The sequence below is a fragment of the Amycolatopsis pittospori genome (assembly GCF_013870525.1).
Lineage (GTDB): Bacteria > Actinomycetota > Actinomycetes > Mycobacteriales > Pseudonocardiaceae > Amycolatopsis > Amycolatopsis pittospori.
In genome coordinates this window covers 13,419-36,744 of the sequence record NZ_JACBXD010000036.1, presented here as the reverse complement: position 1 = coordinate 36,744, position 23,326 = coordinate 13,419, and the positions used below count along the sequence as shown (strand labels likewise).

Sequence of the window (23,326 nt, the reverse complement as noted above, 5' to 3'; positions counted from 1 at the left end):
CTCGACGATGACCGCATGTCCGAAGCACCCGAGGAACAGTGGCGCACCTATGACGAGTTCGCCGCCGGAATTGCCACCTACCGACTGCCGAACGCGGATCTGACGGGACGCGAGCTCACCGTCACCCTCGACGACGGCACGACGCTCGCGCTGCGGTTCGAGAACGCTGAAACCGTCACCTGCAACGGCATCAAGGATCCTTACGACGCGGTCGCCGTCCGAGACGACGTCTTCTTCGTCAATCTCCCCCACACCAGTGTGGAAGGCGAAGCGCTCACCGTCGTCTTCTCCACGACGACGCATCGCGCGCTGGCCGTGCGTTCGGTGATCGGCGCCGAGGACGTCGAGGGCGTTCCCCGTGTCTCGCAGACGTTCTGGGCCGGCACCACCGACGCGGGCACTCCGTCCGGTGACGAGCCGGGGCCGTCGCGCGACCTGATCGGCAAGCGCAACATCTACCGCTACAGCCCGGAACACCTCTACGAGCACGTGTACGTGTCTTCGCAACGCTATGCCTGGCAATGCCTCGAAGGCGTGCAGCGCGGTCACGGCGACATGGACCTGTCTACGGTGTGGAAGTTCCAGGACGGGCTCTACCTGTTCTGCTTCCGCGAGTTCCGCATCGCCGTGGCCAGTGTGTGGCTGCACGACCTCGGCTACGCACTGAAGACCACCGGCGTCTTCCTCGGCCTGACCGGCGACGGCCGGTCGGAACATTCCCGCGCGGGCGGGCACATCTACCCACTCGGCGCCGTCGCCTACCCCGACGCGCAACCGGTCTGAAGGAGTTCGAGTGTCCAATTTAGACGTCATCGCCGCGCATTACGCCGCGAGCGACCGGGGCGACCTGGCGGGCATGCTGGCCCCGCTCGAGCCGGAGACCACCTGGACGGAGGCGGCCGGTTTCCCTTACGCGGGAACGTACACCGGACCGGAAGAGGTCAAGGAGCACGTCTTCGGCGCGATCGCGAACGACTGGGACGGCTACGGCTTCGCCCTCGGTGAACTCGCCGACGCGGGCGACACGGTGATCGGCATCGGCACCTACCAGGGCAAGCACCGCAAGACCGGTCGCTCGTTCACCGCCCGTGTCGCACATGTGTGGAAGTTCGACGGCGGCAAGGTCGTGTCGTTCGAGCAGATCGTCGACTCCGTGCCCGTCGTCGACGCGGCGGAAGACCGATGAGGCCGGCGCGGCGCCTGGTCGCCCTCTCCGCGGCCGTCCTCCTCGCCACGGCAGGCTGCGCCGGAGCCGAAAGCGGTGCGAGCGGACCGATCGTGGTCGGCTCGGTCAACGCGCTCAGCGGCTCGGCCACCTTCCCCGAGGCCTCCCAGGCGGCCAAGGCGGTCTTCGACGCGGCCAACGACGGCGGCGGTGTGAACGGGAGAAAGATCGAGTACAAGGCACTCGACGACAAGGGCGACCCGGCGGCCGCCGCCGCGGCCGCCCGCGAGGTCGTCGGCCGTGACGAGGCGGTGGCGCTGGTCGGTTCGTCCAGCCTCATCGAATGCGAGATCAACAACAAGTACTACGAGCAGCAGAAGATCCTGTCGATGCAGGGCATCGGCGTCGACCCCGCGTGTTTCTCCAGCCCCAACATCGCCCCGGTCAACGTCGGCCCGTACCACGACATGACGCTGACCCTGCTCTACGGCTCGGAAACGCTGAAGCTGAACGACATCTGCGCGCTGCTGGAGATCGCGGGCAACACGCTGCCGTCGTACCAGGCGGCCATCGACGAGTGGTCGGCCATCACCGGCAAGAAGCTCAAGTACCTCGACGCGACCGTGCCCTACGGCGGGTCCGACTACACCTCCTACATCGTCAAGGCGCGCAACGCGGGCTGCAAGGCGATCACGGTGAACCCGGTCGAGCCGGACTCCATCGGGCAGCTCAAGGCCGCCGCGGCCCAGGGCTGGAACGACGTCACGTGGCTGCTGCTCACCAGCGTCTACAGCGAGAACTACGCCAAGGCCATCACCAACGCCGGCGCCGGGGTGTACGTGCCCGCCGAGTTCTACCCCTTCACCGACGCGACCAGCCCGCAGAACAAGGACTGGCGTGAACTGATGACGAAGAACGGCATCCCGCTGACCTCGTTCAGTCAGGGCGGCTACCTGGCGGCGAAGTACTTCCTCGACGTCGTCCGCGGGATCAGCGGCGACATCACCCGCGAATCGGTGACCAAGGCATTGCGCGAGATGAAGCCGGTCACCGATCCGATGGTCGGCACGCCGTACGTCTTCGGACCCGGCCAGACCCACCACGACAACACCGCGGGCTGGCCGATCAAGCTCGCCTCCGGCACCAACAAATGGGAGCTGGTCGCGAACGACTGGCTGCGCATCCCGAAGAAATAGGAGGACTCGATGCTGCAGGGAGCGCTGGCCGGCCTGGCCGCCGGCGGACTGTACGCGGTGCTGGCGGTCTGCCTGACGCTGATGTCGCGGCTGGTGCGGGTGGTCAACTTCGCCCAATCGGCCACTGGGATGTTCGGCTGTTACGTGGCGGTGTTCCTGTCCGTCGACGCGGGCCTGCCGACGTGGCTCGCCACCATCGCCGGGATCCTGCTCGGCGGGCTGCTCAGCGCCCTGCTCGGCTGGATCGTGTCCACCTGGCTCGCCGAGGCGGATACCGGCACCCGCTCGGCGGTCACCGTCGCGGTGCTGCTCCTGCTGATCTCGTTGTCGTTCATCCTGTTCGGCAACAAACCGCAGCCGTTCCACCCGATCCTGGACGGTCCGGCGCTCACCGTCGGCGGCGTCGTGATCAGCCAGGTCACCGTGGTCACCGTCGCTCTGGCGGTCCTGGTCGCGCTGGCCAGCCGGATCGTGCTGAGCCGCACCCCGGCCGGCGTCCAGCTCCGGGCGCTGTCCGAACGTCCGACCACGGCCGAGTTGCTGGGTATCCCGGCGAAACGGCTCAGCGTCGCGGTCTGGGCGGTCACCGGCGTGGTCAGCACCCTGGTCATCTCGATCGTGGCGCCGTCGCAGTCCAACGACGCGACGTCACTGGCGATGCTGGTGGTCCCCGCGGCCGCGGCGGCCCTGCTCGGCGGCTTCCGCCGGCTGGACCTCGCGGTCGGGGGCGGGCTGTTGCTCGGCCTGGTCCAGGGCGCGGCCGCGCAGGTCGACGGCCTGTCCGTGGTGCGGTACTTCCTGCCGTTCGTCGTGATCGTCGCGCTGCTGCTGTGGTCGCAGCGCAAGGAGGTGTGGGATGCGGCTCGCTGAACGACGCGGGGTACGCACCGGGATCCCGTTCGTGGTCGCCCTGGTGGCGATCGCGGTCGGCTACGGGCTGAGCGTCGGGCTCGACGGGTACTTCGTGTACCTGGGCATGAGCGCCGTCGTCGCCGGGATCTCGCTGCTCGGGCTCGGTGTGGTCACCGGCAGCGCGGGGATGATCTCGTTGTGCCAGCTGACCTTCGGCGCCGTCGGCGCCTGGGTGGTGTCGGCGCTGAACGAGGCGGAGGCACCCGGCGGGTTCCTGGTCTGGCTGCTGCTCGGCGGGCTCGCCGCCGGGGTGGTCGGGATCCTCGTCGGGCTCCCGGCGTTGCGGCTGCGCGGGATCAACCTCGCCGTCGTGACGCTGGGGCTCGCCGCCGCGGCCGACCTGGCCCTGGTGCAACTGCAGTTCCCCGGCGTCTCCGGCGGCCTCACGGTCGAACGGCCGGACGCCTTCTCCGACGACCGGTCGTACTTCCAGCTCGCCGTGGTCGTGCTGGTGCTCTGCTGCCTGGCCGTGTACTTCCTGCGCCGCGGGCGCTGGGGCAGCGCGTGGCAGGCGGTGGCGTTCTCCGAACGCGGTACGGCGGCGGCCGGCACGAGCGTGCGGACGTCGAAGCTGACCGCGTTCGCGGTGAGCGCCACCCTCGGCGGGATCAGCGGCGGCCTGCTCACCGGGCAGGTCGGTCTCGCGTTCCCGGCGAGTTTCACCGCGATCCAGTCGCTGGCGCTGTACGTCCTGGCGATCATGTCCGGCGCGCATCTGATCGACATGGCGGTGTTCGGCGCGGTGCTCTGGGTCGGTGTCCCGGAACTGCTGAAACGCTGGGGAATCCCGCAGGACTGGGGTTTCGTGGTCTTCGGTGTGCTCGGCGTCCAGGCGCTGGCCGGTGGCGGCAACCTGGGGACCACGGTGCGACAGCTCTGGTACCGGCGGTCGCGCAAGGAACCGGCGAAACTCGACCTGGTCGCGGGAACCTCGGAGGTCGAGCCGGTCTCCCCCGGCCCACCGGTGCTCACCGTGCGCGGGCTGAGCGTGAACTTCGGTCATGTGGCCGCACTGTCCTCAGTGGACATCGCGGTCCCGGAGCACGGGGTGCTGGGCGTGATCGGGCCGAACGGCGCGGGTAAGTCGACGCTGGTCGACGCGATCAGCGGATTCCTGCCGAACGCCGACGGCTCGGTGGAACTGGGCGGCAGGCCGCTGACCGGGTCGCCGTCGAACCGGGCCCGTGCGGGACTGCGCCGGACGTTCCAACAGGACCGGGTCCCGCCGGGGCTGACCGTCGGGGCGTACGTCAAGTTCCTCGCCCGGCGACGGGTCACCGCCGACGAGGTCGGTGATGCTTTGGACTTCTTCGGCTGTCCGGCGGCCCGCACCCCGCTGTCGCAAGTGGACGTCGGCGCACGCAGGCTGGTCGAGGTCGTCGGGCATCTGCTGGCCGAACCGCGGGTCCTGCTGCTGGACGAGCCGGCCGCCGGACTGCCGCACGAAGAGCACGTCGCGTTCGGGGAGCGGCTACGGCAGGTTCCGGCGCGATTCGGGGTGTCGGTGCTGCTCATCGAGCACGACCTCGACCTCGTGCGCTCGGTCTGCGACACGATCACCGTCCTCGACTTCGGCCGGGTGCTGGCCTCCGGCCCGCAGGCCGAAGTGCTGGCCGATCCGGCCGTGCTCAAGGCGTACATGGGTGAAACGGAGCTGCTGTGAACGCTTTGCGGATAGCGGGGCTGACGGTCACGCGCGGCGCGGGTCCGGTGATCTCCGGCGTCGACCTGACCCTCGAACCGGGCCGGATCACCGCGCTCGTCGGGCCCAACGGGGCCGGGAAGACCAGTCTGCTGGAGGCCGTGTCCGGCGTGGTCCCGGCCTCGTCCGGCACCGTCCACATCGGATCGGACGAGATCACCAAGCAGTCCCGGGTCTCCCGGGCCCGGCGGGGCCTCGCGCATATCGAGCAGGGCCGCGCGGTGTTCGGCGGGCTCACGGTGCTGGAGAACCTGATGCTGACCGCGCGGACCCGGGCGCGGGCGGACGAGTTGTTCGAACTGTTCCCCGAACTGGAGAAACGCCGCGATTCACCGGCGGCGTTGCTCAGCGGCGGCGAGCAGCAGATGGTGGTGCTGGCCCGCGCGTTCGCGGCCCGGCCGTCGTTCCTGCTGATCGACGAGATGTCACTCGGCCTCGCGCCGGTGGTGTTCACCCGGCTGCTGCCGATGGTGACCCGGTTCGCCGAGGAGGGCGCGGCGATCCTGCTGGTCGAGCAGTTCACGCATCTGGCGCTCGGGGTGGCGAGCGAAGCGCTGGTGGTGTCTTCGGGGCGTGTCACCTACGCGGGTTCCGCTCAGGGGCTGCTCGACTCCCCCGGCACGCTGCACTCGGCCTACCTGGGTGAATAGAAGTCCGTGAAGGCCTCCTTGAGGGACCCAGAGTCCCTCAAGGAGGCCTTCACGGACTTCGGCCCGGCGTCTACGACTACGAGCCCATGCCGGCGCGTTCGAAAGCGAGAGTCGGCAGGTCGACGGCGTGCGCGCCGCCGTCGGCCACGATCACCGAACCGGTGATGTAGGAGGACTCCGCCGAGCCGAGGAACCGCACGATCGACGCGATCTCCTCGGGCTCGGCGGGCCTGCGCAGCGGGACCTCGGCGGTGACACGGCGGTAGCCCTCGTCGTGCCCGCCGGTGAAGCCCGCGGCCTCGGCGAACTGGTCCATCTCACCGTCCGCCATCGGCGTGCGCACCCAACCGGGGCAGACCGCGTTCGCGCGGACGCCCTTCGGGCCGTAGTCGCGCGCGATCGAGCGGGTCAGCCCGATCAGCGCGTGTTTGGCGACGGTGTAGCCGGCGACGTTCGGCCCGGCGAACAGCCCGGCCAGGGACGACACGATCACCACCTGACCGCCGGTTTCGATCAGCGAGGGCAGCGTGGCGCGGCAGAACACGAACGCGCTGGACAGGTTCGAGCGCAGGGCGAGTTCCCATTCCTCGTCGCCGGTGTCGACCACCGAGGACAGGCCGTGCCCGCCCGCGTTGGCCACCACGACGTCGAGCCGCCCGAACTTGCCGATGATCTCCGCCACCGCCGTTTCGGCGGCCGAGCGTTCGCTGGCGTCACAGGTGATGACGTGCGCACCGGTTTCCGCGGCCACCTTCTCCAGCGGTTCGCGTCGCCGCCCGAGCACCACCACCTGCGCGCCCTCGTCGGCGTACCGGCGGGCTACCGCCGCGCCGATGCCGGTACCGCCACCCGTGATAGCGACAACCTTGTTCACAGAGAAAGTCCTTTCTAAGCGGGAAAACCGGAGTGAGCCGAGACGCCGAAGTCGGCGAGCACGGCCTGGCCGTTGACCGTCCGCGAGCGCGGCGAGGCCAGGTGGAGCACCTGCCAAGCGACGTCTTCGGGCGTCTGTACCGGGAACGCGGGATCGTCGAGGACGTCGCCGAGATCGCCCCGCGCCATCGGGGTGTCCACCACCGACGGGCAGACGCAGTTCACCCGGACACCGGGCAGATCGACCGCGAGCGCCCTGGTCATCGCGACCACGGCCCCCTTCGAGGCACCGTAGGGCACCATGCCCGGCGCACTGGTGAACGCCGAGTCACTGGCGAGCAGGACGACCGAGCCGCCCGCCGCGGTGAGCCACGGCGCGGCGTGTTTGACCACGAGGAACTGGCCGGTGACGTTGACCGCCATCACCGCGGCGAAGTCCGCGACCGACGTTTCGGTGACCGGAGTCCCGACCGGTCCGGAGATCCCGGCGCAGCCGACGACGACGTCGAGTCCGCCGAACCGGTCTGCCACCGCATCGACCGCGGCGGCCACCGCACGCTCGTCGGTCACGTCGGCGTGGACCGCCAGGACGTCGTCGCCGAGCGCCGGTGAGGAAGCCCGGTCGAGGGCGCCGACTCGGGCGCCCTCGACCAGGAACGCCTGGACGCAGGCGAGGCCGATACCGGATGCCGCGCCGGTCACCAGCACGGCCTTGCCCGCGAGATCCAGTCGCATGGCGCCATCCTGCGGTCCGGGCCTCCGGCGGAGGTTGGCCGTCAGTGCATCCTTCTTGTCCGCGGCCGCATGACGCCTTCGCGGTCTTTCCCCACGCGAGCGGACCCGCAAGACTGCGAAGTATGACCAGGCCGCATCCCCTCGACCCGCTGACCGCCGACGAACTCGCCGCAGGCCGCGCGATCCTGGCCGCCGAAGGCGTGCTGACCGACACGACGCGGTTTCCGTCGGTACTGCCGGTGGAGCCGGACAAGGCCGAGGCCGCGCCGGACCGCCGCGTCCAGTACACGCTGCTGGACACCGCGACCGGGCAAGCCCGCGACGTCGTCGTTTCGCTGACGAAACGCGAGTTGATCTCCAGCGAGGACTGCGGTGACGGCCAGCCCGCGTACCTGTTCGAGGAGTACGACCTCGCCGCGACGATCACCAAGGCGTCGCCGGAATGGCAGGCCGCGATGGAGCGGCGCGGGCTCGGCGACCGCATCGAGTACGCCTTCTGCGCTCCCCTGGCTCCCGGCTTCTTCGGCAGGCCGGACGAGACCGGCCGGGTCATCCGCTCCCTGACGTTCCTGCGCGACGACGAGTCCGACAGCCCCTGGGCGCATCCGGTCGAGGGCCTGATCGTGCACATCGACCTCACCGAGCAGCGCGTGCTCCGCGTCGAGGACGAGGGTGACGTGCCCGTGCCGCCGGAACACGGCCGCTACGGCGACGTCCCGGCGCGCACCACGCTCAAGCCGATCGAGATCACCCAGCCCGAGGGGCCCAGCTTCACCGTCGACGGCAACGAGGTCACCTGGGAAGGCTGGAACCTGCGGGTCGGCTTCAACGCCCGTGAGGGGTTGACGCTGCACCAGATCTCGTTCCAGGACCGCTCGGTACTCCACCGGGCGTCGGTGCCGGAGATGGTGGTGCCCTACGGCGACACCGCGCCCGGCCGGTTCTGGATCAGCTACTTCGACGCGGGCGAATACCTGCTCGGCAAGAACGGCAACGACCTGCGGCTGGGCTGCGACTGCCTCGGTGTCATCCACTACTTCCCCGCCTTCGTCGCCGACGACCACGGCCATCCCGTCGAGATCCCGCGCGCGATCTGCATGCACGAGGAGGACTACGGGATCCTGTGGAAGCACACGGATCTCGACGGCCGTGCCGAGGTCCGCCGCTCACGGCGCCTGGTGATCTCGTCGATCTCCACCATCGGCAACTACGACTACGGCTTCTTCTGGTACCTCTACCTCGACGGCACCGTCGAACTCGAGGCGAAGGCCACCGGCATCGTGTTCGCCGGCGCCGCGCACACCGGGACGAAACACCCGCACGCCAACGAGATCGCCCCCGGCCTGTTCGCGCCGGTCCACCAGCACCTGTTCTGCGCGCGGCTGGACGTCGCGATCGACGGCGAGCGCAACTCGCTCGTCGAGATCGACGTCGAAGGGGTGCCGGCCGGCGAGCGGAACCCGTACGGGAACGCCTTCACCTGGAAGGAAACCCCGCTCCGGACCGAGCAGGAAGCACAGCGGCTCGCGGACCCGGCCAAGGCGCGGGTATGGGAGATCCGCAGTTCGGAGCGGACCAACCGGCTCGGCACTCCGACGGCGTACCAGCTGGTCCCCCGGCCGTCCGCGACGCTGATGGCGCAGCCCGAATCGAGTGTCCACAAACGAGCGACGTTCGCCACCAGGCACCTGTGGGCCACGCCGTACCGCGCCGACGAACGCTTCCCCGCCGGCGACCGGCCGAACGCGCATCCGGGCGGCGCGGGCCTGCCCGCCTGGACCGCCGCCGACCGGGACCTCACCGACACCGACCTCGTGCTGTGGCACGTGTTCGGCCCGACCCACATCCCGCGTCCCGAGGACTGGCCGGTGATGCCGGTCGACTACTCCGGATTCTCCCTGCGTCCCTATGGCTTCCTGGACCGCAACCCGGCCCTCGACCTGCCGTCCGGCGCCACCGACGACCACTGTTCCGCTCACGAGCACTAGGACTTCCCCGATGCCCGAATTGACCCTGTCCGACACCTCCACCTGGCTGCCGCTGGACGGCCTCGCCCCCGGATTCGACGCGAACAAGGCACCCACGGTCGGCGACCTGCACGGCCGCACCTTCGAGCTCGCGTGCGAGGACGGCACCACCTTCACCGCGGCGTTCACCGGTACGCGGATCGAATGGACGTACCACGGCTCGGGTTCCGACCGGTGCGAGACGTTCCTGGTCGACGACGACCTGTACTACGTCCAGTTCCATCCGCGGGCACGCCAGGAAGAGGCGGTCACGCTGCTGCTCGACCTGCGCCGCGGCCGAGCGCTGCTGGTGCTGAGCCGGATCGGCGACACCGCTCCCCGGGTCACGCAGACCTTCCTCGCCGCCACCATCGGCGGCATCGAACCGAGCGGCGAGTCGCTGGCGCCCACCACGTCGCTGGTCGGACGGCGGGTGCTGTGGGTGTACAGCACCGCGCACGCCTACGAGCACGTGTACCTCAGCCCGCACTGGTACACCTGGCAGTGCCTGGCCGGGCCGGAGAAGGGCCTCGCCGACACCGACGAGAACTCGGTCTACGAACTGCGCCCGGGTATCTACGTGTTCGCCTGGCGGGAGAAGGTGATCCCGTGCGCCTCGGTGACCGTCGCCGATCACCGTGACGCCAAGCGGTTGCGCTCGCACGGTGTCCTTTTCGGACTGGACGCCACCGGGAACACCCCGACCCACTTCACCTTCGGCGCGCACGGAAAGCTGCTGAGCACCACCGTGCACCCCGAGGCATACGATCCCGCCGGGAGCTGAGCCTTGACCGCCGACCTCATCCTCACCAACGCCACGGTGTACACAGTGGACGGTACCCGGCCCTGGGCGTCGTCATTGGCGATCAAGGACGGCCGGGTGCTGTCCCTGGAGGACCTCGAACGCGGACCGAACACCGAGATCGTCGACCTCGGCGGCGCGTTCGTCATGCCCGGCCTGGTCGACGTGCACAACCACCACGCCCTCGCCGGACGCGCCGCCCTGTTCGAGCTGAACTTCGGACTGGACGCGGGGCTCGACGACATCTTGGCGGCGGTCCGCTCCCGCGCCGAAGGGCTCGGACCGGACGAGTGGATCGTCGGCGGGGCCTGGGCGTCCACTTTGGTCAGTGCGCTCTCGCGGTCTTCGGCCCGGCACGCGCTCGACGAGGCGGCGGGCGGCCGCCCGGTCTCGCTGTCCGACGACAGCAGGCACAACCGCTGGGTGAGCAGCCGCGCCTTGGAACTGGCGGGCGTGACGGCGGCTTCCGCGAATCCGGCGGGCGGGGAGATCGTCCGGGACCCGGAGTCCGGCGAGCCGTGCGGCGTCCTGCTGGAAGCGGCCGGTGTCCTGGTGGAACACGCACTGCGTGAGACGCGGACGCTCACCGACGAGCAGCACGCGGCCGCGTCGCGGCACGGCATCGGGACCCTGCACTCGTTCGGCGTCACGGCGTTCCAGGACGCCGGCGTCTCCGCGGACATCCTGCGGGCGCTGAAGTCGCTCGACGACGCGGGCGAACTGCACGCGTGGGTCGTTTCGTCGCTGCTGATCAACGACCCGATCTTCGGTTTCGACCCGATCGGCGCACCTCTGCTGGAGGTGGCCGGGAAGTACCGCAGCGAGCACCACCGGCCCGACTTCGTGAAGATCTTCCTCGACGGCGTGCCGCCCACGCGCACCGCCGCGTTCCTGGAGCCGTACCTCCCGGACGACGCCCACGGGGCCTGTCACCACGGCGCCACCACGATGCCCGGCGACGAACTCGAGGGCTGGCTGCGGACGGCCGCCACCGCAGGGCTGTCGGCCAAGGTCCACTGCACCGGCGACGCGTCCGTGCGCGCGACGCTGGACGCGGTCGAAAAGGTGCGGGCCGAAGGCTTCACCGAGGCGCGTTTCCAGGTCGCGCACGGCCAGTTCGTGCACCCGGACGACATCCCGCGGTTCGCCGCGCTGGGCGTCGCCGCCGACATCTCGCCGTTCCTGTGGGTCCCCGGGGTCATCCCGGCGGCCATCGCGGAGGTCCTGCCCGGCGAACGGGCCGCGCGGATGCAGCCCAACCGGTCGCTGCTGGACGACGGCGCGCTGGTCGCCGGCGGTTCGGATTGGCCGGTCAGCGAGTCGCCGGACGCCTGGGAAGGCATCCACGGCCTCGTCACCCGGCGGGACCCGACCGGCACGTTCCCCGGGGCGCTGTGGCCGGAGCAGGCGATCACGCTGGCCGAGGCGATCGAGGTCTTCACCCTCGCCGCCGCCCGAGCCATGGGACTGGGCGAGGTCACCGGCTCGCTGGTCCCCGGGAAATCGGCGGATTTCGTCGTCCTGGACCGCGATCCGTTCACCACCGATCCCTCGGCGCTCGTCAAGACAAAGGTGACGGAAACGTGGTTCGCCGGGCACCGCGTGTATCTGCGCGACTGATCTCCTACACTGGTAGAAGAACCAGTGCGGGAGGTCCACCGATGCCGAAGATCATCGACCACGACGAGCGGCGCAGTCACATCGTCGACGTCACCTGGGACTTGATCACCGAAGGCGGGATCGAGGCCGCCACCATGCGCGAGATCGCGGCCGCCGCGGGTTTCGCGAACGGGGCGCTGAAGCTGTACTTCCCGAGCAAGGAAGACATCATCCAGGCCACCTACGAACGCGCGCTCGGCATGATGCGCGAGTACGTGGAGCTGGACGAACTGCGCGGGCTGGTAGCGCTGCGGGAGCTGTGCGTCTCGTCGATGCCGATCGACGAGAACCGCATCGCCGCGGGGCGCGTCCTGCTCACCTTCTGGCAGCTGTCGCTGACCAACCCGAAGCTGCAGGACAAGTACCTCGAACACATCCGGTCGTGGCGCGGGCTGCTCCACCGATACCTGACGGAAGGCCGGGAGGACGGCGACATCGTCACCTCGACCCCGGACGAACAGCTCGTCGACGAGGTCGTCCTGATCAACGCGGGGGCGAACGTGATGAGCCTGGTCGCCGGAGAGTTCTCGACGATCGCTTTGCAGCGGCAGCACCTGGAGTCGTTCTTCGAGCGCCTGGGCCGCCCCTGACGCCACGTACTACCGCATTCAGTCCTCTGGATGCGGTAGTACGTGGCGCGAACGATCGCATTCAGAGGACTAAACGCGGGTGTCGAAGACGCGGGTCAGGAAGCTCGCCACGTGTCCATGGGACCGCGGCGAGGCCGGGAGGTCCGTGTAGAGACCGTAGAAGCCGTGGATCTGCCCCGAGTACCGCGTCATCTCCACCGGGGTGCCCGTGTCGGCGAGGCGCCGCGCGAACTCCTCCCCCTCGTCACGCAGGACGTCGTACTCGGCCGTCAGCACCAGTGCCGGCGGGAGGCCGGTCAGGTCGGTGGCCCGCAGCGGCAGCAGGTACGGATCGTTCAGCTGCGCGGGATCCGACACGTACTGCTCGAAGAAGAACCGCATCGCCCCGGCCGTCATGCCGAAACCCTCGGCGAAATCCGTGTACGACCGGAAACCGTCGTCGGGATGGCCGTAGACCGGGCAGATCAGCACCTGCGCGGCCAGCGGCGGACCGCTGCGATCCCGGGACATCATCGAGACCACCGTGGACAGGTTCCCGCCGGCGCTCTCGCCGCCGATGGCGATCCGTCCCGGGTCCACCGCGTCACCAGCGCCGCCCGCAGCGAGCCATTCGACGACGGCGTAGCAGTCGTCCGGCGCCGCCGGGAACGGGTTCTCCGGGGCGAGCCGGTAGTCCACCGCGACGACGGCGACCTTGGCCGCGTTGCACACCGCACGCGACGCGATCTCGTTCTCGTCGATCGAGCCGATCGTCCAGCCACCACCGTGGATCCAGACGAACGCGGGCACCGGCCCGGAAGCCTCGGGCAGGTACAGCCGCACCCGGACCCCGGAAGGCAGGACGTGATCGGTGACCGAAGCGACCTGCTCGACCGTTTCCGGACGCCGCCACGAAGCGGCGAACGCGGCCCGCAGCTCGGCGGCCGTCGGCGGAAGAGCGGGCGCCTCGGGTGGCGCGCTGCGGGCGAGCAGCTCCTTGACCGCGGGATCGAGAGCCACGGCTACACCGCTTCCGCGACGAGCACCCGCGGGCTGCCCGGCAGCGCGAGCCGGTCGACGACCCGCCAGCCGGCCTCGTTCAGCCACTCGTGGACCTCGGCCTCGGGGTAGACGACGGTGCCGTCGATGACCAGGTACTCCGCCGCGTGGAGCGCGTCGATCGGCCGCTGGACCGCGTCGTCGTCGAGGAAGAAGTCGAGCAGCAGCAGACGGGCCCCCGGCGCGGCGGCCGCGCGGGCGTTGCGCAGGATCTCCGCGTTCTGCTTCGCGTCGAACCGGTGGACGACGTGGTTGACCATCACCAGGTCGAACTCGCCTTCCGGCCGGGCCGTGGGCGTCTCCGCGCCGACGACGGCCGCCCGGTCCGCGAGTCCCGCCTCGGCGACCGCGTTGGTGACCGACTCCGTGAAGCCGGGGGCGAAGACGAACGTCGTGTGCAGTTCTTCGTTGGCCCCCATGGCTTCGAGCGCGAACGCGCTGGAGAGCCCGCCGAGGTCGAGCAGCCTGCGGTAGGGCGCGTAGTCGAACGCGCCGGCCAGCATCTTGGCGTGCAGGGCGTTGTAGGTCATCACGCCGGCCATGAACGTGCCCCAGCGCGCGTCGTCCATCTCCAGCTTGCCGGGCTCGCCGGAATCGGCGGTGTGACCGAACTGCAACCAGTGCGGGTAGCTGATGGCGTCGAGGAAGGTCAGGAACGGCGCGAGATCGAGGTCCCCGCCACCCAGGTATTCCGCCGCGTCCGCGGCCAGTTCGTATCGTCCGTCCACACGCGACAGCAGACCGAGTGATGACATGGCGTCACCGAGGATGCGGGTGATCTTCTCCGGTTTGCCGGTCTTCCCCGCCAGTTCCGCGGCCGTCAGCGGCCCGTCGCCGAGTGCGGTGAACAGGCCGATCCGGCTCGCCGCGAAGAGTTGCTTGGCCGCCATGTACCCCACGGCGATGTCCACGATCCGCTCGGGACCGGCTGTTCTGGTCGACCCGCTCACGGGTGCCCTCCTTAGCTCGTTTCCGCCGAGAGTCTACAGACGTAGACAAAAGAATCCAGCGTCAGTTTTCGCCCACTGCCAGGCAAAACCCGCCGGATATCAACTTCCTACATTCGTAGAATATACCCATTGACAGCGCACTCCCCCAGTGTCAACATGCGTAGAACTACCCCCGCCGGAGGCTCGTTCCCCGGCAGTGCGGTCCGCCTCGGGCGGGCTCGGGAAAGGGGATTCATGACCCTGCTCGAATTACGTGAACTGACCGTCGGCGTGATCGCCGACGAGACCGAACGCGAACTGGTCCGCGAACTCTCGTTCGACCTCGAACAAGGCCGGACACTCTGCGTGGTCGGCGAGTCCGGCAGCGGTAAGACGGTGACGGCCTTGTCGATCATCCGGTTGCTGGAGTTCGTCGCGCCGGTGCGCACGCGCGGTGAGATCACCGTGGACGGCGTGGATCTCACCCGGCTTTCCGCCGACGAGATGCGCGCCTACCGCGGACCGCGGATCGGGATGATCTTCCAGGAGGCACTGGATTCGCTCAATCCGAGTCAACGGGTCGGCAAGCAGCTGATCGAGGCCTACCGCAAACCCGGCTCCCTGCCTCGCCAAGCCGCGCGCAAGGGCACGCCGTTGCACCGCGAGGCGGAGACGAAAGCCCGCGGACTGCTCAAGGAGGTCGGGCTCACCGACACCGACCGGGTGCTTTCGCTGTACCCGCACCAGATGTCGGGCGGGATGCAGCAGCGCGTGATGATCGCGCTGGCGCTGATGGCCGACCCGAGCCTGCTGATCGCCGACGAGCCGACCACGGCACTGGACGTGACCACACAGGCGGAAATCCTCACCCTGTTCGACCGGGTCCGCCGCGACCACGGCACCGCGTGCGTCTTCATCACGCACGACATGGGCGTCGCCGCGCAGGTGGCCGACCGGATCGCGGTGATGTACCGCGGCGAACTGGTCGAGCTCGGGTCCAAAGAGGACATTCTGCACGCGCCGAAGCATCCCTACACCAAAGCGCTGCTCGACTGCGTGCCGAAGCTCGGGGTCAGCAGGCGCGACGGCTTCCCGACGATCTCCGAGGCACTGCTGGAAGCCGCGATGAACGGCGAATCGGCGGTCGCGACCGAGACCAGGACACTGGCGGGCCGGAAGACCGCGGCCGGCGAGGGCACCGCGCTCGTCATCGACTCGGTGTCCAAAGTGTACGGACACCGTGGCCGGTTCTCCCTGAGCCGAGAGCCGGAGGTCCACGCCGTCAAGGACGTGTCCCTGGAGATCGCGCCCGGCGAGTTCTTCGGTCTGGTCGGGGAATCCGGTTCGGGCAAGACCACGCTCGGCCGTCTGGTGAGCGCGTTGGAGACGCCCACCGCGGGCACCATCACGTTCGGCGAGCACCGGTGTACATCGAAAGGCCTCGACGGCGACGAGCGCGCGTTCCGCCGTCGCGCGCAGCTCATCTTCCAGGATCCGCAGAGTTCACTCGATCCCCGGCACAGCGCCGCCAGGATCATCGCCGAACCGTTGCGGGAGCTCACCGGCCTGCGCGGCGCGGACCTCGACCGCCGGGTCACCGAACTGATCGACGAGGTCGGGCTTCCCTCCGACACCGCCAAGAAACTGCCCTCACAGCTTTCCGGGGGCCAGCGTCAGCGCGTCTCGATCGCCCGTGCGATCGCCGCCGAGCCCGACCTCATCGTCGCCGACGAACCCACCTCGGCCCTCGACGTCTCGGTGCAGGGCCAGGTGATGAACCTGCTGCTCGAACTGCGGCGCACCCGCGCGCTGAGCTTCCTGTTCATCACCCACAACCTGAGCCTCGTGCTCTCGGTCGCCGACCGCGTCGGCGTGATGTACCGGGGCGAACTGATCGAAACCGGGGATCCGGACGAGATCCGGCTCCGGCCGCGCCACGACTACACCCGCCGTCTCCTCGCGGCGAATCCCGAACTGCCCGCCCACCCCCACACTGGAGTGCGGAACCCATGAGACGAACCCTGACCACGGCCGCCCTCGGCATGGCCACCGTCCTACTGCTCAGCTCGTGTATGGGAGGGCAGGCAGGCGGGGGCGCCGCCGACGGTCCCCCGAAGACGGGCGGCAACCTGAACGTCGCGGTGCCCACCGACCCGCAGTCGCTCGACATGGTCGCGAACCCCGGCCAGGTGACCGCGCATATCGGCAACATGATGTACGAGAAGCTGTTCGAGGTGGACAAGGGTTTCACCGCCCGGCCCATGCTGGTCGAGGACTTCACCACCAGCCCGGACAGACTCACCTACACGTTCAAGCTGCGCCAGGGCGTCACCTTCCACGACGGGAACGCGCTGACGTCCGAGGACGTCGTGGCGAGCCTCAAGCGCTGGCAGCAGGTCCACCGCACCGGCCAGCTGGTCACCCCCGACATCGAGGCGATCACGCCGGCCGACCCGGCGACGGTGACCATCAAGCTCAAGCAGCCGCGTTACCCGCTGATCAACGAACTGGCGGGGGCAGGCACGGAGATCTACGAGGCGAAGAACCTCACCGGCGTCGCACCGACCGGTTTCGCGCAGGACAAGGCGATCGGGACCGGGCCGTACAAGCTGAAGAGCTGGGACATCGGCCGCGAGCTGGTGCTGGAGCGGTACTCCGGCTACAAGTCGCGGTCCGAAGAGGACTGGGGTGGGCAGGCGGGCGCCAAGCACGCGTACCTGGACACCGTGACCTACAAGGTGGTCTCCGATCAGGACGCGCTGATCAACGGCCTGCAGACCGGGCAGTGGGACCACATCATGCCCACCAACGACCAGTACGAGACCCTGCGCAACAACCCGGCCGTGGTGGTGCACAACCTGCCCGGCGGCAACGACAATGTGATCATCCCGAACTTCAACACCGGTTCGAAGTTCGCCGACCCGCGGGCCCGCGAGGCACTGAACCTGTTGCTGGACAAGCCCGCGATCAACGCGGCCACCGGCGGCAGCAAGGATCTGACCGTCGAAACCGGTGCCTTCGCCTCCCCGGACAACAAGCAGTTCTATTCCACGGCGGGCGAAGAGGTCTACAAGAAGCACGATCCCGAGAAGGCCAAGCAGCTGCTCGCCGAGGTCGGGATCACCGCCGGCGCGACGATCCGCATCGTCACCACCAACTCCTACCCCGAGTTCGGCAAGTGGGCTGTGCTGATCCAGGACAGCCTGTCGAAGATCGGCATCAACACCAAGATCGACACCTTCGACTTCGCCACCATGCTGGGCACCCTGACGAAGGAACCGGGTGGCTGGGACATCACCACGCTGTTCTTCGACTCGGCGCTGACCTCGCCCGCGCAGATGCCCGCGCTCACCCTGGGCACGCTGAACGGTTCGTCCTCGCCCGAACTGGACGGCCTGATGGCGGAGTTCAACGCCTCGACCACACCGGAACAGGCGAAGGCCGTGGTGGACAAGCTGCAGGCGTTCACCTGGAAGCAGCTCTCGGTGATCACGCTGAGCCAGTCCAAGCTGTACGCGGCCTACTCCCCCAAGCTCAAGGGCTACGGCGACTTCTACCGCGTCTTCTGGAACACCTGGCTGGCATCATGACCGGTCTGCTGTTGCGCAGGCTGCGCGATCTGGTGATCATCCTGGTGATCGTCGGCACGATGATGTTCTTCGTCATCCGGCTGATCCCCGGCGATCCGGCGCAGGCCATCCTCGGCCCCACGGCGCGTCCGTCCGATGTGGACGCGCTGCGGGAGAGCATGGGGCTCAACGGAACGCTGTGGGAGCAGTACCTCGGCTGGGCCGGGAACGTGCTGCAGGGCGACTTCGGGACGTCGATCACCTACCACGCGCCGGTGCTCGGCGTGGTCGCCGACCACATCCTGCCGACGCTGACCCTGGCCGTGCTGTCCACGGTGATCAGCTTCTTCCTCTCGGTCGCGATCACCTCCTGGCAGGCCGTGTCGCCGCGCAATCCGGTGGCGCGGGCACTGGACCGGCTGTCCGCGCTCGGGATGGCGATGCCGGACTTCTGGATCTCGCTGATGCTCGTGCTGGTGTTCTCGGTGACGCTGCGCTGGTTCCCGTCCAGCGGCTACGAAAACCTGTTCACCGATCCCGCGACAGCGGTGCCCGCCCTGGTGCTCCCGCTGACCGTGCTGGTCATCGGGCAGACCGCGTTGTTCGTGCTCACCCTGCGCGAAAGCCTGCTCGGCGAACTCCCGCTGGCGTATCTGCGCACCGCGCGGGTCAAGGGGCTCTCCGAGCGGCAGGTGATGACCAAACACGTCCTGCCGAACGCGCTGATGCCCCTGATCACCCAGCTGGGCAGCAACTTCGCCATGCTGGTCGGCGGGATCGTGATCATCGAGTCCATCTTCGTCGTGCCCGGGCTCGGCCATCTGCTGATGGGCGCGGTGTCCACCCGGGACTTCCCGCTGATCCAGGGTGTGACGTTGTTCGTCGCGGTGCTGTTCGTCCTGGTCAACCTGCTGGTGGACCTGTCGTACGCGCTGCTCGACCCGAAGGTGCGTGTCTCGTGAGCGTGGCCCTGGTGGACAAGACGCCGTCGGTGCGGGAAGCGCCGTCGGAACGTCGCGTGGCGAAGGTGTTCCGCCGCAACCGGATGCTGGTCATCACCAGTGTCCTGCTGGGGCTGATCGTCCTGGCCGTGATCGTGCTGCCGTTCTTCCTGCCCAGTGTGAGCGCGACCGATCCGGTCAACCGGCTGCTGCCGCCTTCGGCCGCGCATCCGCTCGGCACGGACTCGTTCGGCCGCGACGTGCTGACCCGGCTGGTCTCCGGCGGGCGGGCGTCGCTCGGACTGTCCGCGCTGATCACCTTGTGCGCGGCCTTCACCGGTCTGGTGATCGGGCTGATCAGCGGCTTCTTCCGGGCCGCGGACGCGGTGCTGATGCGGCTGATGGACGCCTGGATGTCGTTCCCGGCGATCATCCTGGCGATGGCACTGGCGATCTCGCTGGGCGCGAGCATCTGGACCGAGCTGATCGCGCTGACGGTGATCTTCACGCCCTTCACCGCACGCGTCATCCGGAGCCGGGTGCTCGGCATCGCCGGCCGGGCGTACATCGGCGCGGCCCGGGTGTCCGGGATGAGCCGGTGGAAGATCCTCGTCGTGCACGTGTTCCCGAACGTGCTGCCGCTGGCGCTCGTGCAGGTGGTCATCCTGTCCGCGGCGGCGATGCTGGTCGACGGCGCGATGAGCTTCCTCGGCCTCGGTATCGCTCCCCCGACCCCGACCTGGGGCAACATGATCGCCGAAGGCCGGTCCTATCTGGTCCAGGCGCCCTGGCTGGTGATCGCGCCCGGTGTGACGATCATGGTCTGCGTCTTCCTGCTGAACCTCATCGGATCGTCGCTGCGGATCGCCGTCGACGCCCGCGCGCGGACACTGAGCGAACTGCAGCGCCTGCGCACCCGCCGTCCCTCCGCCAGCTGAGAAAGGACTCCGTTGTCTGCCACCACTTCCTTGGCCGTGCGCCGCTTCGCCCCCGAGACGGTCTCCGGGCCGCCGGTCCTGCTGGTGCACGGGTTCGCCTCCGACGGGCACACCGACTGGATCACCACCGGCTGGCCGTCCGCGCTCACCGCGGCCGGTCGCGAAGTCCTGGTGCCCGACCTGCCCGGCCACGGATCCAGCGCGGCGCCCGCCGGTTCGCTGGGCGCCAAGGCGATCACCGCCGAACTCTCGCGTCTCGTCGGGAAACTGTCCGAAGTGGACATCGTCGGGTACTCGCTGGGCGCCCGCCTTTCCTGGGAACTACCCGCCCAGGCGCCCGTCCGACGGCTGGTGCTCGGCGGGGTGAGCCCGTTCGAACCGTTCGGTGCCGTCGACGTCGCGGCGGCGCTGGCGTTCGCCGACGGTGGTAAGGCACCGTCCGATCCACTGACCGGGATGATCGCGCACATGATCACCGCGCCGGGACGGAATCCCACCGCTCTCGCACGGTGCATCGAGGACCTGCGTGCCGAGCCGTTCGCTCCGGTCGCGGGCGCGGTCGAGGTCCCGGCGCGGTTCGTGGCCGGCGTCGACGACCCGATCAGCCAGGGCATCGAGACGCTCGTCGAGCTGGTGCCGGGAGCGGATCTGGTGCGGGTGCCCGGGGATCACGGTGGGGCGCTGAGGAGCCCGGAATTCAAAACCGCCGTGCTGGAGTTTCTCGATTAATTCCTCCCCCAGTCGGGGCAAAATGATCTTCAAGTCTGGTTTATCGGCCCTTCCGAATGAATGCTGACTGGTGTTACCCGCGGTAACACCAGTTCGATCACTCTCTCGAAGGGAACTCCTCCATGGGTATCTCCGACATCGTGTACGCGGCCGCCGACATCGCGTTCTTCGCCATTCACCAGGTCGGCAACCTGGTCCACCTCCTGGTCGGCTGACCAGCAGGTATCCGACTCCGGCGCTGCCGGGGGCGAGCAGGGTGCGCTCGCCACCGGCAGCGCTTTTCGCATTTCTTCGCCACTGAGACGCAAGTCACCGCAATTGTATTCTTACGGAATTTTTGCGGACGTCAGGAGATTTTTTACAGCCGAGCGCATTACACGCGACCGCTGTTGCGAAAGCCACTTTCGCAACGTTGAAGGTTGCGAAAGTGGCTTTCGCAACACCAAGACCCGACGAACTCCGGCTGCCGCCGCACTCGAAGACCGACCCGTTGCTGAAGTGCGGAATCCGTGCTTCACTCCTTGACATGCCGTACCGCCGTACTCCGAAGACGCAGGCCAGGCTGGACCTCCAGCGCGGCGAGATCCTGGCCGCCGCCATCGCGCTGCTGGCCGAGGTCGGTTACGCGGGCTGCTCGATGGCCGCGGTCGCGGCGCGGGCGGGCGTGGGCACCGGCAGCGTCTACCGGCAGTTCCCGTCCAAGGCCGATCTGGTCGTCGAGGTCTTCCGCGAGGTCGTCTCGCGCGAGGTGGCCGCCGTCGAGGCCGCCGCGGCGCAGGGCGACGTCCGGGAGCGGGTGGTCAGGGTGATCGAGACGTTCGCGGGTCGGGCGTTGAAGGCACCACGGCTGGCGTACGCGTTGCTGGCCGAGCCCGTCGACGCTGCGGTGGAAGCCGAGCGGCTGGTGTTCCGCCGTGCGTTCCGCGACGTCTTCGCCAGGACCATCGCCGACGGCGTCGCCAGAGGACTCCTCCCCTCCCAGGACGCGGAGGCGACCGCCGCGGCGCTCGTCGGCGCCGGCGCGGAAATGCTGGTCGGACCACTGGCCGGGGACGGCGGGCCGGACACGATCCCCCACCTGGTCACGTTCACCCTGCGTGCGCTGGGAGGCACCGATGACGTTTGAGACGCTCACCTACCGCGTCGAGGACCGGAAGGCCTACCTGACGTTGAACCGCCCCGAGCGGCTCAACGCGGTCAACGACATCATGCCCGGCGAGATCCGGCAGGCCGTCGAGCGGGCGAACGAGGACGACGCCGTCCGGGTGATCGTGGTGCGAGGCGAGGGCCGGTCGTTCTGCGCCGGATACGACCTCAAGCAGTTCGCCGAGGAGGACACCGAGGGCCGCTGGAACCAGGGCCCGGTGTGGGATCCGGTCAAGGACTACCGGGTGATGAAGCGCAACACCGACGACTTCTTCAGCCTGTGGCGGTCGCTGAAACCCACGATCTGCAAGGTCCAGGGGCACGCGGTCGCGGGCGGCAGCGACATCGCGCTCTCGTGCGACGTGCTGATCATGGCCTCCGACGCGCGTATCGGTTATCCGCCCGCCCGGGTGTGGGGCTGTCCGACGACCGCGATGTGGGTCTATCGCGTCGGCGCCCAGCGCGCGAAACGGATGCTCCTCACCGGGGACACCATCGACGGCACCACCGCGGCGGAGTGGGGGCTCGCGCTCGAAGCGGTGGAACCCGGGCGGCTCGACGCCGCCGTCGAGGAACTGGCCGACCGGATGGCCGGGATGCCGACGAACCAGCTGGTGATGCAGAAGCTGATGGTCAACCAGGCCTACGACAACATGGGCCTCACCGGCACCCAGACGCTCGCGACGTTCTTCGACGGCATCACCCGCCACACCCCGGAAGGCCGCTGGTTCCGGGAGTTCGCCGAACGCGACGGCTTCCACGAGGCCGTGGCCTACCGCGATTCCGGCCAGGTCATCCCCGACGGCGGCGGACCGCTGCCCGAATCCGACTCGAGGAGGTCGTCATGACCGCGAACACCGAAAGCGAGCGGGTGGCCGAACGCCTGCAGCGCTCGTCCGCCCGGCACTCCTACGACCCGGACATCGATGTCGACTGGCAGGCTCCACTGGTCGACGGCGCCTACGGCAAGGCCCCGGAACGGTGTTCCCTGTACGGGACCGAGTTGTGGGAGCGCCTCGACGAAGACCAGCGTGGCGAATTGAGCCGCCAGGAAGCCGCGGCCGCGGCGGCGTCGGGCATCTGGTTCGAACTGATCCTCATGCAGGGCCTCGTGCGCCACGTGTACAACAGCGACCCGACGACGCACAACGCCCAGTACGCGCTCACCGAGATCGCCGACGAATGCCGGCACAGCACCATGTTCGCCCGCTCGATCGCGAAAACCGGTGGCGTCGTCCGGCGGCCCAGCCGCTCGGCGCACCGGGCGGGCAAGGTGTTCGGCGCGGTCTGCGGTCCGGCTTTGCTGTTCGCCGGCGCGATCTACGTCGAGGAACTCGCCGACGGGATGCAGCGCGAGATGATGCGCGACGCCAGCCTGCAGCCGATGATCCGGATGATCTCCCGCATCCACGTCCTGGAAGAGGCACGCCACATCAGCTTCGCCAAGGACGAACTGGAGCGGGCGTGGGCCCGTCACGGCCGCGTCGGCCGCGAGCTGATCCGTTGGGCGATCGCCGCCATGGCGTTCGTCGCGACTTCGGAACTGTTGCACCCCAAGGCGTACACCTCCGTCGGGCTCGATCCCCGCGAAGCCCGCCAAGCCGCCAAGACGAACCCCCATTGGCGGCGGACCAAGGCGGCCTGGGCCGCCAAGGCCGTCGAACACTTCACCGAGATCGGGCTCATCAAGGGCCCGAGCCGGAGGCTGTGGCGCCGCGCCGGCGTCCTCGGCTGACCCCTTTCAGG

22 protein-coding genes are annotated in these 23,326 nt (G+C 69.0%); 18 read left to right on the top strand and 4 right to left on the bottom strand.

Going from position 1 to position 23,326, the window contains the following annotated elements; genetic code table 11:
• The first annotated feature begins 15 nt into the window (after window positions 1-15).
• From H5J31_RS21010 to H5J31_RS20985, 6 genes are read left to right on the top strand one after another with little or no spacing between them, the layout of a single operon-like run.
• Complete coding sequence (locus H5J31_RS21010; RefSeq protein ID WP_181774322.1) at window positions 16-783, top strand: MoaF C-terminal domain-containing protein; 768 nt, start codon at window positions 16-18, stop codon at window positions 781-783.
• Window positions 784-793: 10 nt separating this feature from the next.
• Window positions 794-1,186, top strand: coding sequence for a nuclear transport factor 2 family protein (locus H5J31_RS21005; protein WP_181774321.1), 393 nt, complete (start codon window positions 794-796; stop codon window positions 1,184-1,186).
• The gene (locus H5J31_RS21000) at window positions 1,183-2,361 is read left to right on the top strand and encodes an ABC transporter substrate-binding protein (RefSeq protein WP_181774320.1); all 1,179 of its coding nucleotides are present in this window, start codon (window positions 1,183-1,185) and stop codon (window positions 2,359-2,361) included. The genes H5J31_RS21005 and H5J31_RS21000 overlap by 4 nt, the downstream gene beginning before the upstream one ends.
• Window positions 2,362-2,370: 9 nt before the next feature.
• Window positions 2,371-3,231 (top strand): ABC transporter permease subunit, encoded by an 861-nt coding sequence (locus H5J31_RS20995; protein ID WP_181774319.1) that lies wholly within the window; start codon window positions 2,371-2,373, stop codon window positions 3,229-3,231.
• Window positions 3,218-4,936, top strand: coding sequence for a branched-chain amino acid ABC transporter ATP-binding protein/permease (locus H5J31_RS20990; protein WP_181774318.1), 1,719 nt, complete (start codon window positions 3,218-3,220; stop codon window positions 4,934-4,936). Before H5J31_RS20995 ends, H5J31_RS20990 begins: the two co-directional genes overlap by 14 nt.
• The gene (locus H5J31_RS20985; RefSeq protein WP_181774317.1) at window positions 4,933-5,625 is read left to right on the top strand and encodes an ABC transporter ATP-binding protein; all 693 of its coding nucleotides are present in this window, start codon (window positions 4,933-4,935) and stop codon (window positions 5,623-5,625) included. Before H5J31_RS20990 ends, H5J31_RS20985 begins: the two co-directional genes overlap by 4 nt.
• A 76-nt stretch (window positions 5,626-5,701) precedes the next feature.
• On the opposite strand, the gene H5J31_RS20980 is transcribed toward H5J31_RS20985, so the two are convergent.
• Together H5J31_RS20980 and H5J31_RS20975 are read right to left on the bottom strand one after the other, a co-directional pair.
• Window positions 5,702-6,499, bottom strand: coding sequence for an SDR family NAD(P)-dependent oxidoreductase (locus H5J31_RS20980; RefSeq protein WP_181774316.1), 798 nt, complete (start codon window positions 6,497-6,499; stop codon window positions 5,702-5,704).
• Between the two features lie 14 nt (window positions 6,500-6,513).
• Window positions 6,514-7,233 carry an SDR family NAD(P)-dependent oxidoreductase gene (locus H5J31_RS20975; protein ID WP_181774315.1) on the bottom strand — a complete coding sequence of 240 codons (720 nt, stop codon included), beginning with the start codon at window positions 7,231-7,233 and terminating at the stop codon, window positions 6,514-6,516.
• A 122-nt stretch (window positions 7,234-7,355) separates the two neighbouring features.
• Here H5J31_RS20975 and H5J31_RS20970 point away from each other — a divergent pair, with 122 nt between their 5' ends.
• Genes H5J31_RS20970 through H5J31_RS20955 form a run of 4 tightly spaced genes read left to right on the top strand, consistent with a single transcriptional unit; the run spans window position 7,356 to window position 12,290 of the window.
• Window positions 7,356-9,221 carry a primary-amine oxidase gene (locus H5J31_RS20970; protein WP_181774314.1) on the top strand — a complete coding sequence of 622 codons (1,866 nt, stop codon included), beginning with the start codon at window positions 7,356-7,358 and terminating at the stop codon, window positions 9,219-9,221.
• A 10-nt stretch (window positions 9,222-9,231) separates the two neighbouring features.
• On the top strand, window positions 9,232-10,023 hold the full coding sequence (locus tag H5J31_RS20965; RefSeq protein ID WP_181774313.1) for a molybdenum cofactor biosynthesis F family protein: 792 nt from the start codon (window positions 9,232-9,234) through the stop codon (window positions 10,021-10,023).
• A gap of 3 nt (window positions 10,024-10,026) precedes the next feature.
• Window positions 10,027-11,661 carry an amidohydrolase gene (locus tag H5J31_RS20960; protein ID WP_181774312.1) on the top strand — a complete coding sequence of 545 codons (1,635 nt, stop codon included), beginning with the start codon at window positions 10,027-10,029 and terminating at the stop codon, window positions 11,659-11,661.
• A 41-nt stretch (window positions 11,662-11,702) separates the two neighbouring features.
• Window positions 11,703-12,290, top strand: coding sequence for a TetR/AcrR family transcriptional regulator (locus H5J31_RS20955; protein WP_181774311.1), 588 nt, complete (start codon window positions 11,703-11,705; stop codon window positions 12,288-12,290).
• 69 nt (window positions 12,291-12,359) lie between these two features.
• Here H5J31_RS20955 and H5J31_RS20950 read toward each other — a convergent pair whose 3' ends face one another.
• Window positions 12,360-13,289 carry an alpha/beta hydrolase gene (locus H5J31_RS20950; protein WP_181774310.1) on the bottom strand — a complete coding sequence of 310 codons (930 nt, stop codon included), beginning with the start codon at window positions 13,287-13,289 and terminating at the stop codon, window positions 12,360-12,362.
• A gap of 2 nt (window positions 13,290-13,291) precedes the next feature.
• Window positions 13,292-14,278, bottom strand: coding sequence for a methyltransferase family protein (locus H5J31_RS20945; RefSeq protein ID WP_181774309.1), 987 nt, complete (start codon window positions 14,276-14,278; stop codon window positions 13,292-13,294).
• A gap of 234 nt (window positions 14,279-14,512) precedes the next feature.
• On the opposite strand from H5J31_RS20945, the gene H5J31_RS20940 reads away from it, so the two are divergent.
• From H5J31_RS20940 to H5J31_RS20905, 8 genes are all read left to right on the top strand, one after another.
• Entirely contained in the window at window positions 14,513-16,270 is a 1,758-nt protein-coding gene (locus H5J31_RS20940; RefSeq protein ID WP_181774308.1) for a dipeptide ABC transporter ATP-binding protein, read from the top strand.
• The gene (locus H5J31_RS20935) at window positions 16,267-17,847 is read left to right on the top strand and encodes an ABC transporter substrate-binding protein (RefSeq protein WP_181774307.1); all 1,581 of its coding nucleotides are present in this window, start codon (window positions 16,267-16,269) and stop codon (window positions 17,845-17,847) included. The genes H5J31_RS20940 and H5J31_RS20935 overlap by 4 nt, the downstream gene beginning before the upstream one ends.
• A complete protein-coding gene (locus H5J31_RS20930) occupies window positions 17,844-18,788 on the top strand; it encodes an ABC transporter permease (protein WP_181774306.1) in 945 nt (314 codons plus the stop codon). Before H5J31_RS20935 ends, H5J31_RS20930 begins: the two co-directional genes overlap by 4 nt.
• On the top strand, window positions 18,785-19,705 hold the full coding sequence (locus H5J31_RS20925) for an ABC transporter permease (protein ID WP_181774305.1): 921 nt from the start codon (window positions 18,785-18,787) through the stop codon (window positions 19,703-19,705). The genes H5J31_RS20930 and H5J31_RS20925 overlap by 4 nt, the downstream gene beginning before the upstream one ends.
• A 30-nt stretch (window positions 19,706-19,735) precedes the next feature.
• On the top strand, window positions 19,736-20,434 hold the full coding sequence (locus tag H5J31_RS20920; RefSeq protein WP_181774356.1) for an alpha/beta fold hydrolase: 699 nt from the start codon (window positions 19,736-19,738) through the stop codon (window positions 20,432-20,434).
• Between the two features lie 526 nt (window positions 20,435-20,960).
• A complete protein-coding gene (locus H5J31_RS20915) occupies window positions 20,961-21,560 on the top strand; it encodes a TetR/AcrR family transcriptional regulator (RefSeq protein WP_181774304.1) in 600 nt (199 codons plus the stop codon).
• On the top strand, window positions 21,550-22,428 hold the full coding sequence (locus tag H5J31_RS20910; protein ID WP_181774303.1) for a crotonase/enoyl-CoA hydratase family protein: 879 nt from the start codon (window positions 21,550-21,552) through the stop codon (window positions 22,426-22,428). The genes H5J31_RS20915 and H5J31_RS20910 overlap by 11 nt, the downstream gene beginning before the upstream one ends.
• Complete coding sequence (locus tag H5J31_RS20905; protein WP_181774302.1) at window positions 22,425-23,315, top strand: AurF N-oxygenase family protein; 891 nt, start codon at window positions 22,425-22,427, stop codon at window positions 23,313-23,315. Before H5J31_RS20910 ends, H5J31_RS20905 begins: the two co-directional genes overlap by 4 nt.
• The last annotated feature ends 11 nt before the right edge of the window (window positions 23,316-23,326 follow it).

What these genes read in the sequence shown, in the direction of transcription:
- H5J31_RS21010 (WP_181774322.1), top strand. Translation starts at nt 16, where the DNA reads ATGTCCGAAGCACCCGAGGAACAGTGGCGCACCTATGACGAGTTCGCC.
- H5J31_RS20975 (WP_181774315.1), bottom strand. Translation starts at nt 7,233, where the DNA reads ATGCGACTGGATCTCGCGGGCAAGGCCGTGCTGGTGACCGGCGCGGCA.
- H5J31_RS20905 (WP_181774302.1), top strand. Translation starts at nt 22,425, where the DNA reads ATGACCGCGAACACCGAAAGCGAGCGGGTGGCCGAACGCCTGCAGCGC.
- H5J31_RS20955 (WP_181774311.1), top strand. Translation starts at nt 11,703, where the DNA reads ATGCCGAAGATCATCGACCACGACGAGCGGCGCAGTCACATCGTCGAC.
- H5J31_RS20995 (WP_181774319.1), top strand. Translation starts at nt 2,371, where the DNA reads ATGCTGCAGGGAGCGCTGGCCGGCCTGGCCGCCGGCGGACTGTACGCG.
- H5J31_RS20930 (WP_181774306.1), top strand. Translation starts at nt 17,844, where the DNA reads ATGACCGGTCTGCTGTTGCGCAGGCTGCGCGATCTGGTGATCATCCTG.
- H5J31_RS20910 (WP_181774303.1), top strand. Translation starts at nt 21,550, where the DNA reads ATGACGTTTGAGACGCTCACCTACCGCGTCGAGGACCGGAAGGCCTAC.
- H5J31_RS20915 (WP_181774304.1), top strand. Translation starts at nt 20,961, where the DNA reads ATGCCGTACCGCCGTACTCCGAAGACGCAGGCCAGGCTGGACCTCCAG.
- H5J31_RS21000 (WP_181774320.1), top strand. Translation starts at nt 1,183, where the DNA reads ATGAGGCCGGCGCGGCGCCTGGTCGCCCTCTCCGCGGCCGTCCTCCTC.
- H5J31_RS20970 (WP_181774314.1), top strand. Translation starts at nt 7,356, where the DNA reads ATGACCAGGCCGCATCCCCTCGACCCGCTGACCGCCGACGAACTCGCC.
- H5J31_RS20965 (WP_181774313.1), top strand. Translation starts at nt 9,232, where the DNA reads ATGCCCGAATTGACCCTGTCCGACACCTCCACCTGGCTGCCGCTGGAC.
- H5J31_RS20990 (WP_181774318.1), top strand. Translation starts at nt 3,218, where the DNA reads ATGCGGCTCGCTGAACGACGCGGGGTACGCACCGGGATCCCGTTCGTG.
- H5J31_RS20935 (WP_181774307.1), top strand. Translation starts at nt 16,267, where the DNA reads ATGAGACGAACCCTGACCACGGCCGCCCTCGGCATGGCCACCGTCCTA.
- H5J31_RS20940 (WP_181774308.1), top strand. Translation starts at nt 14,513, where the DNA reads ATGACCCTGCTCGAATTACGTGAACTGACCGTCGGCGTGATCGCCGAC.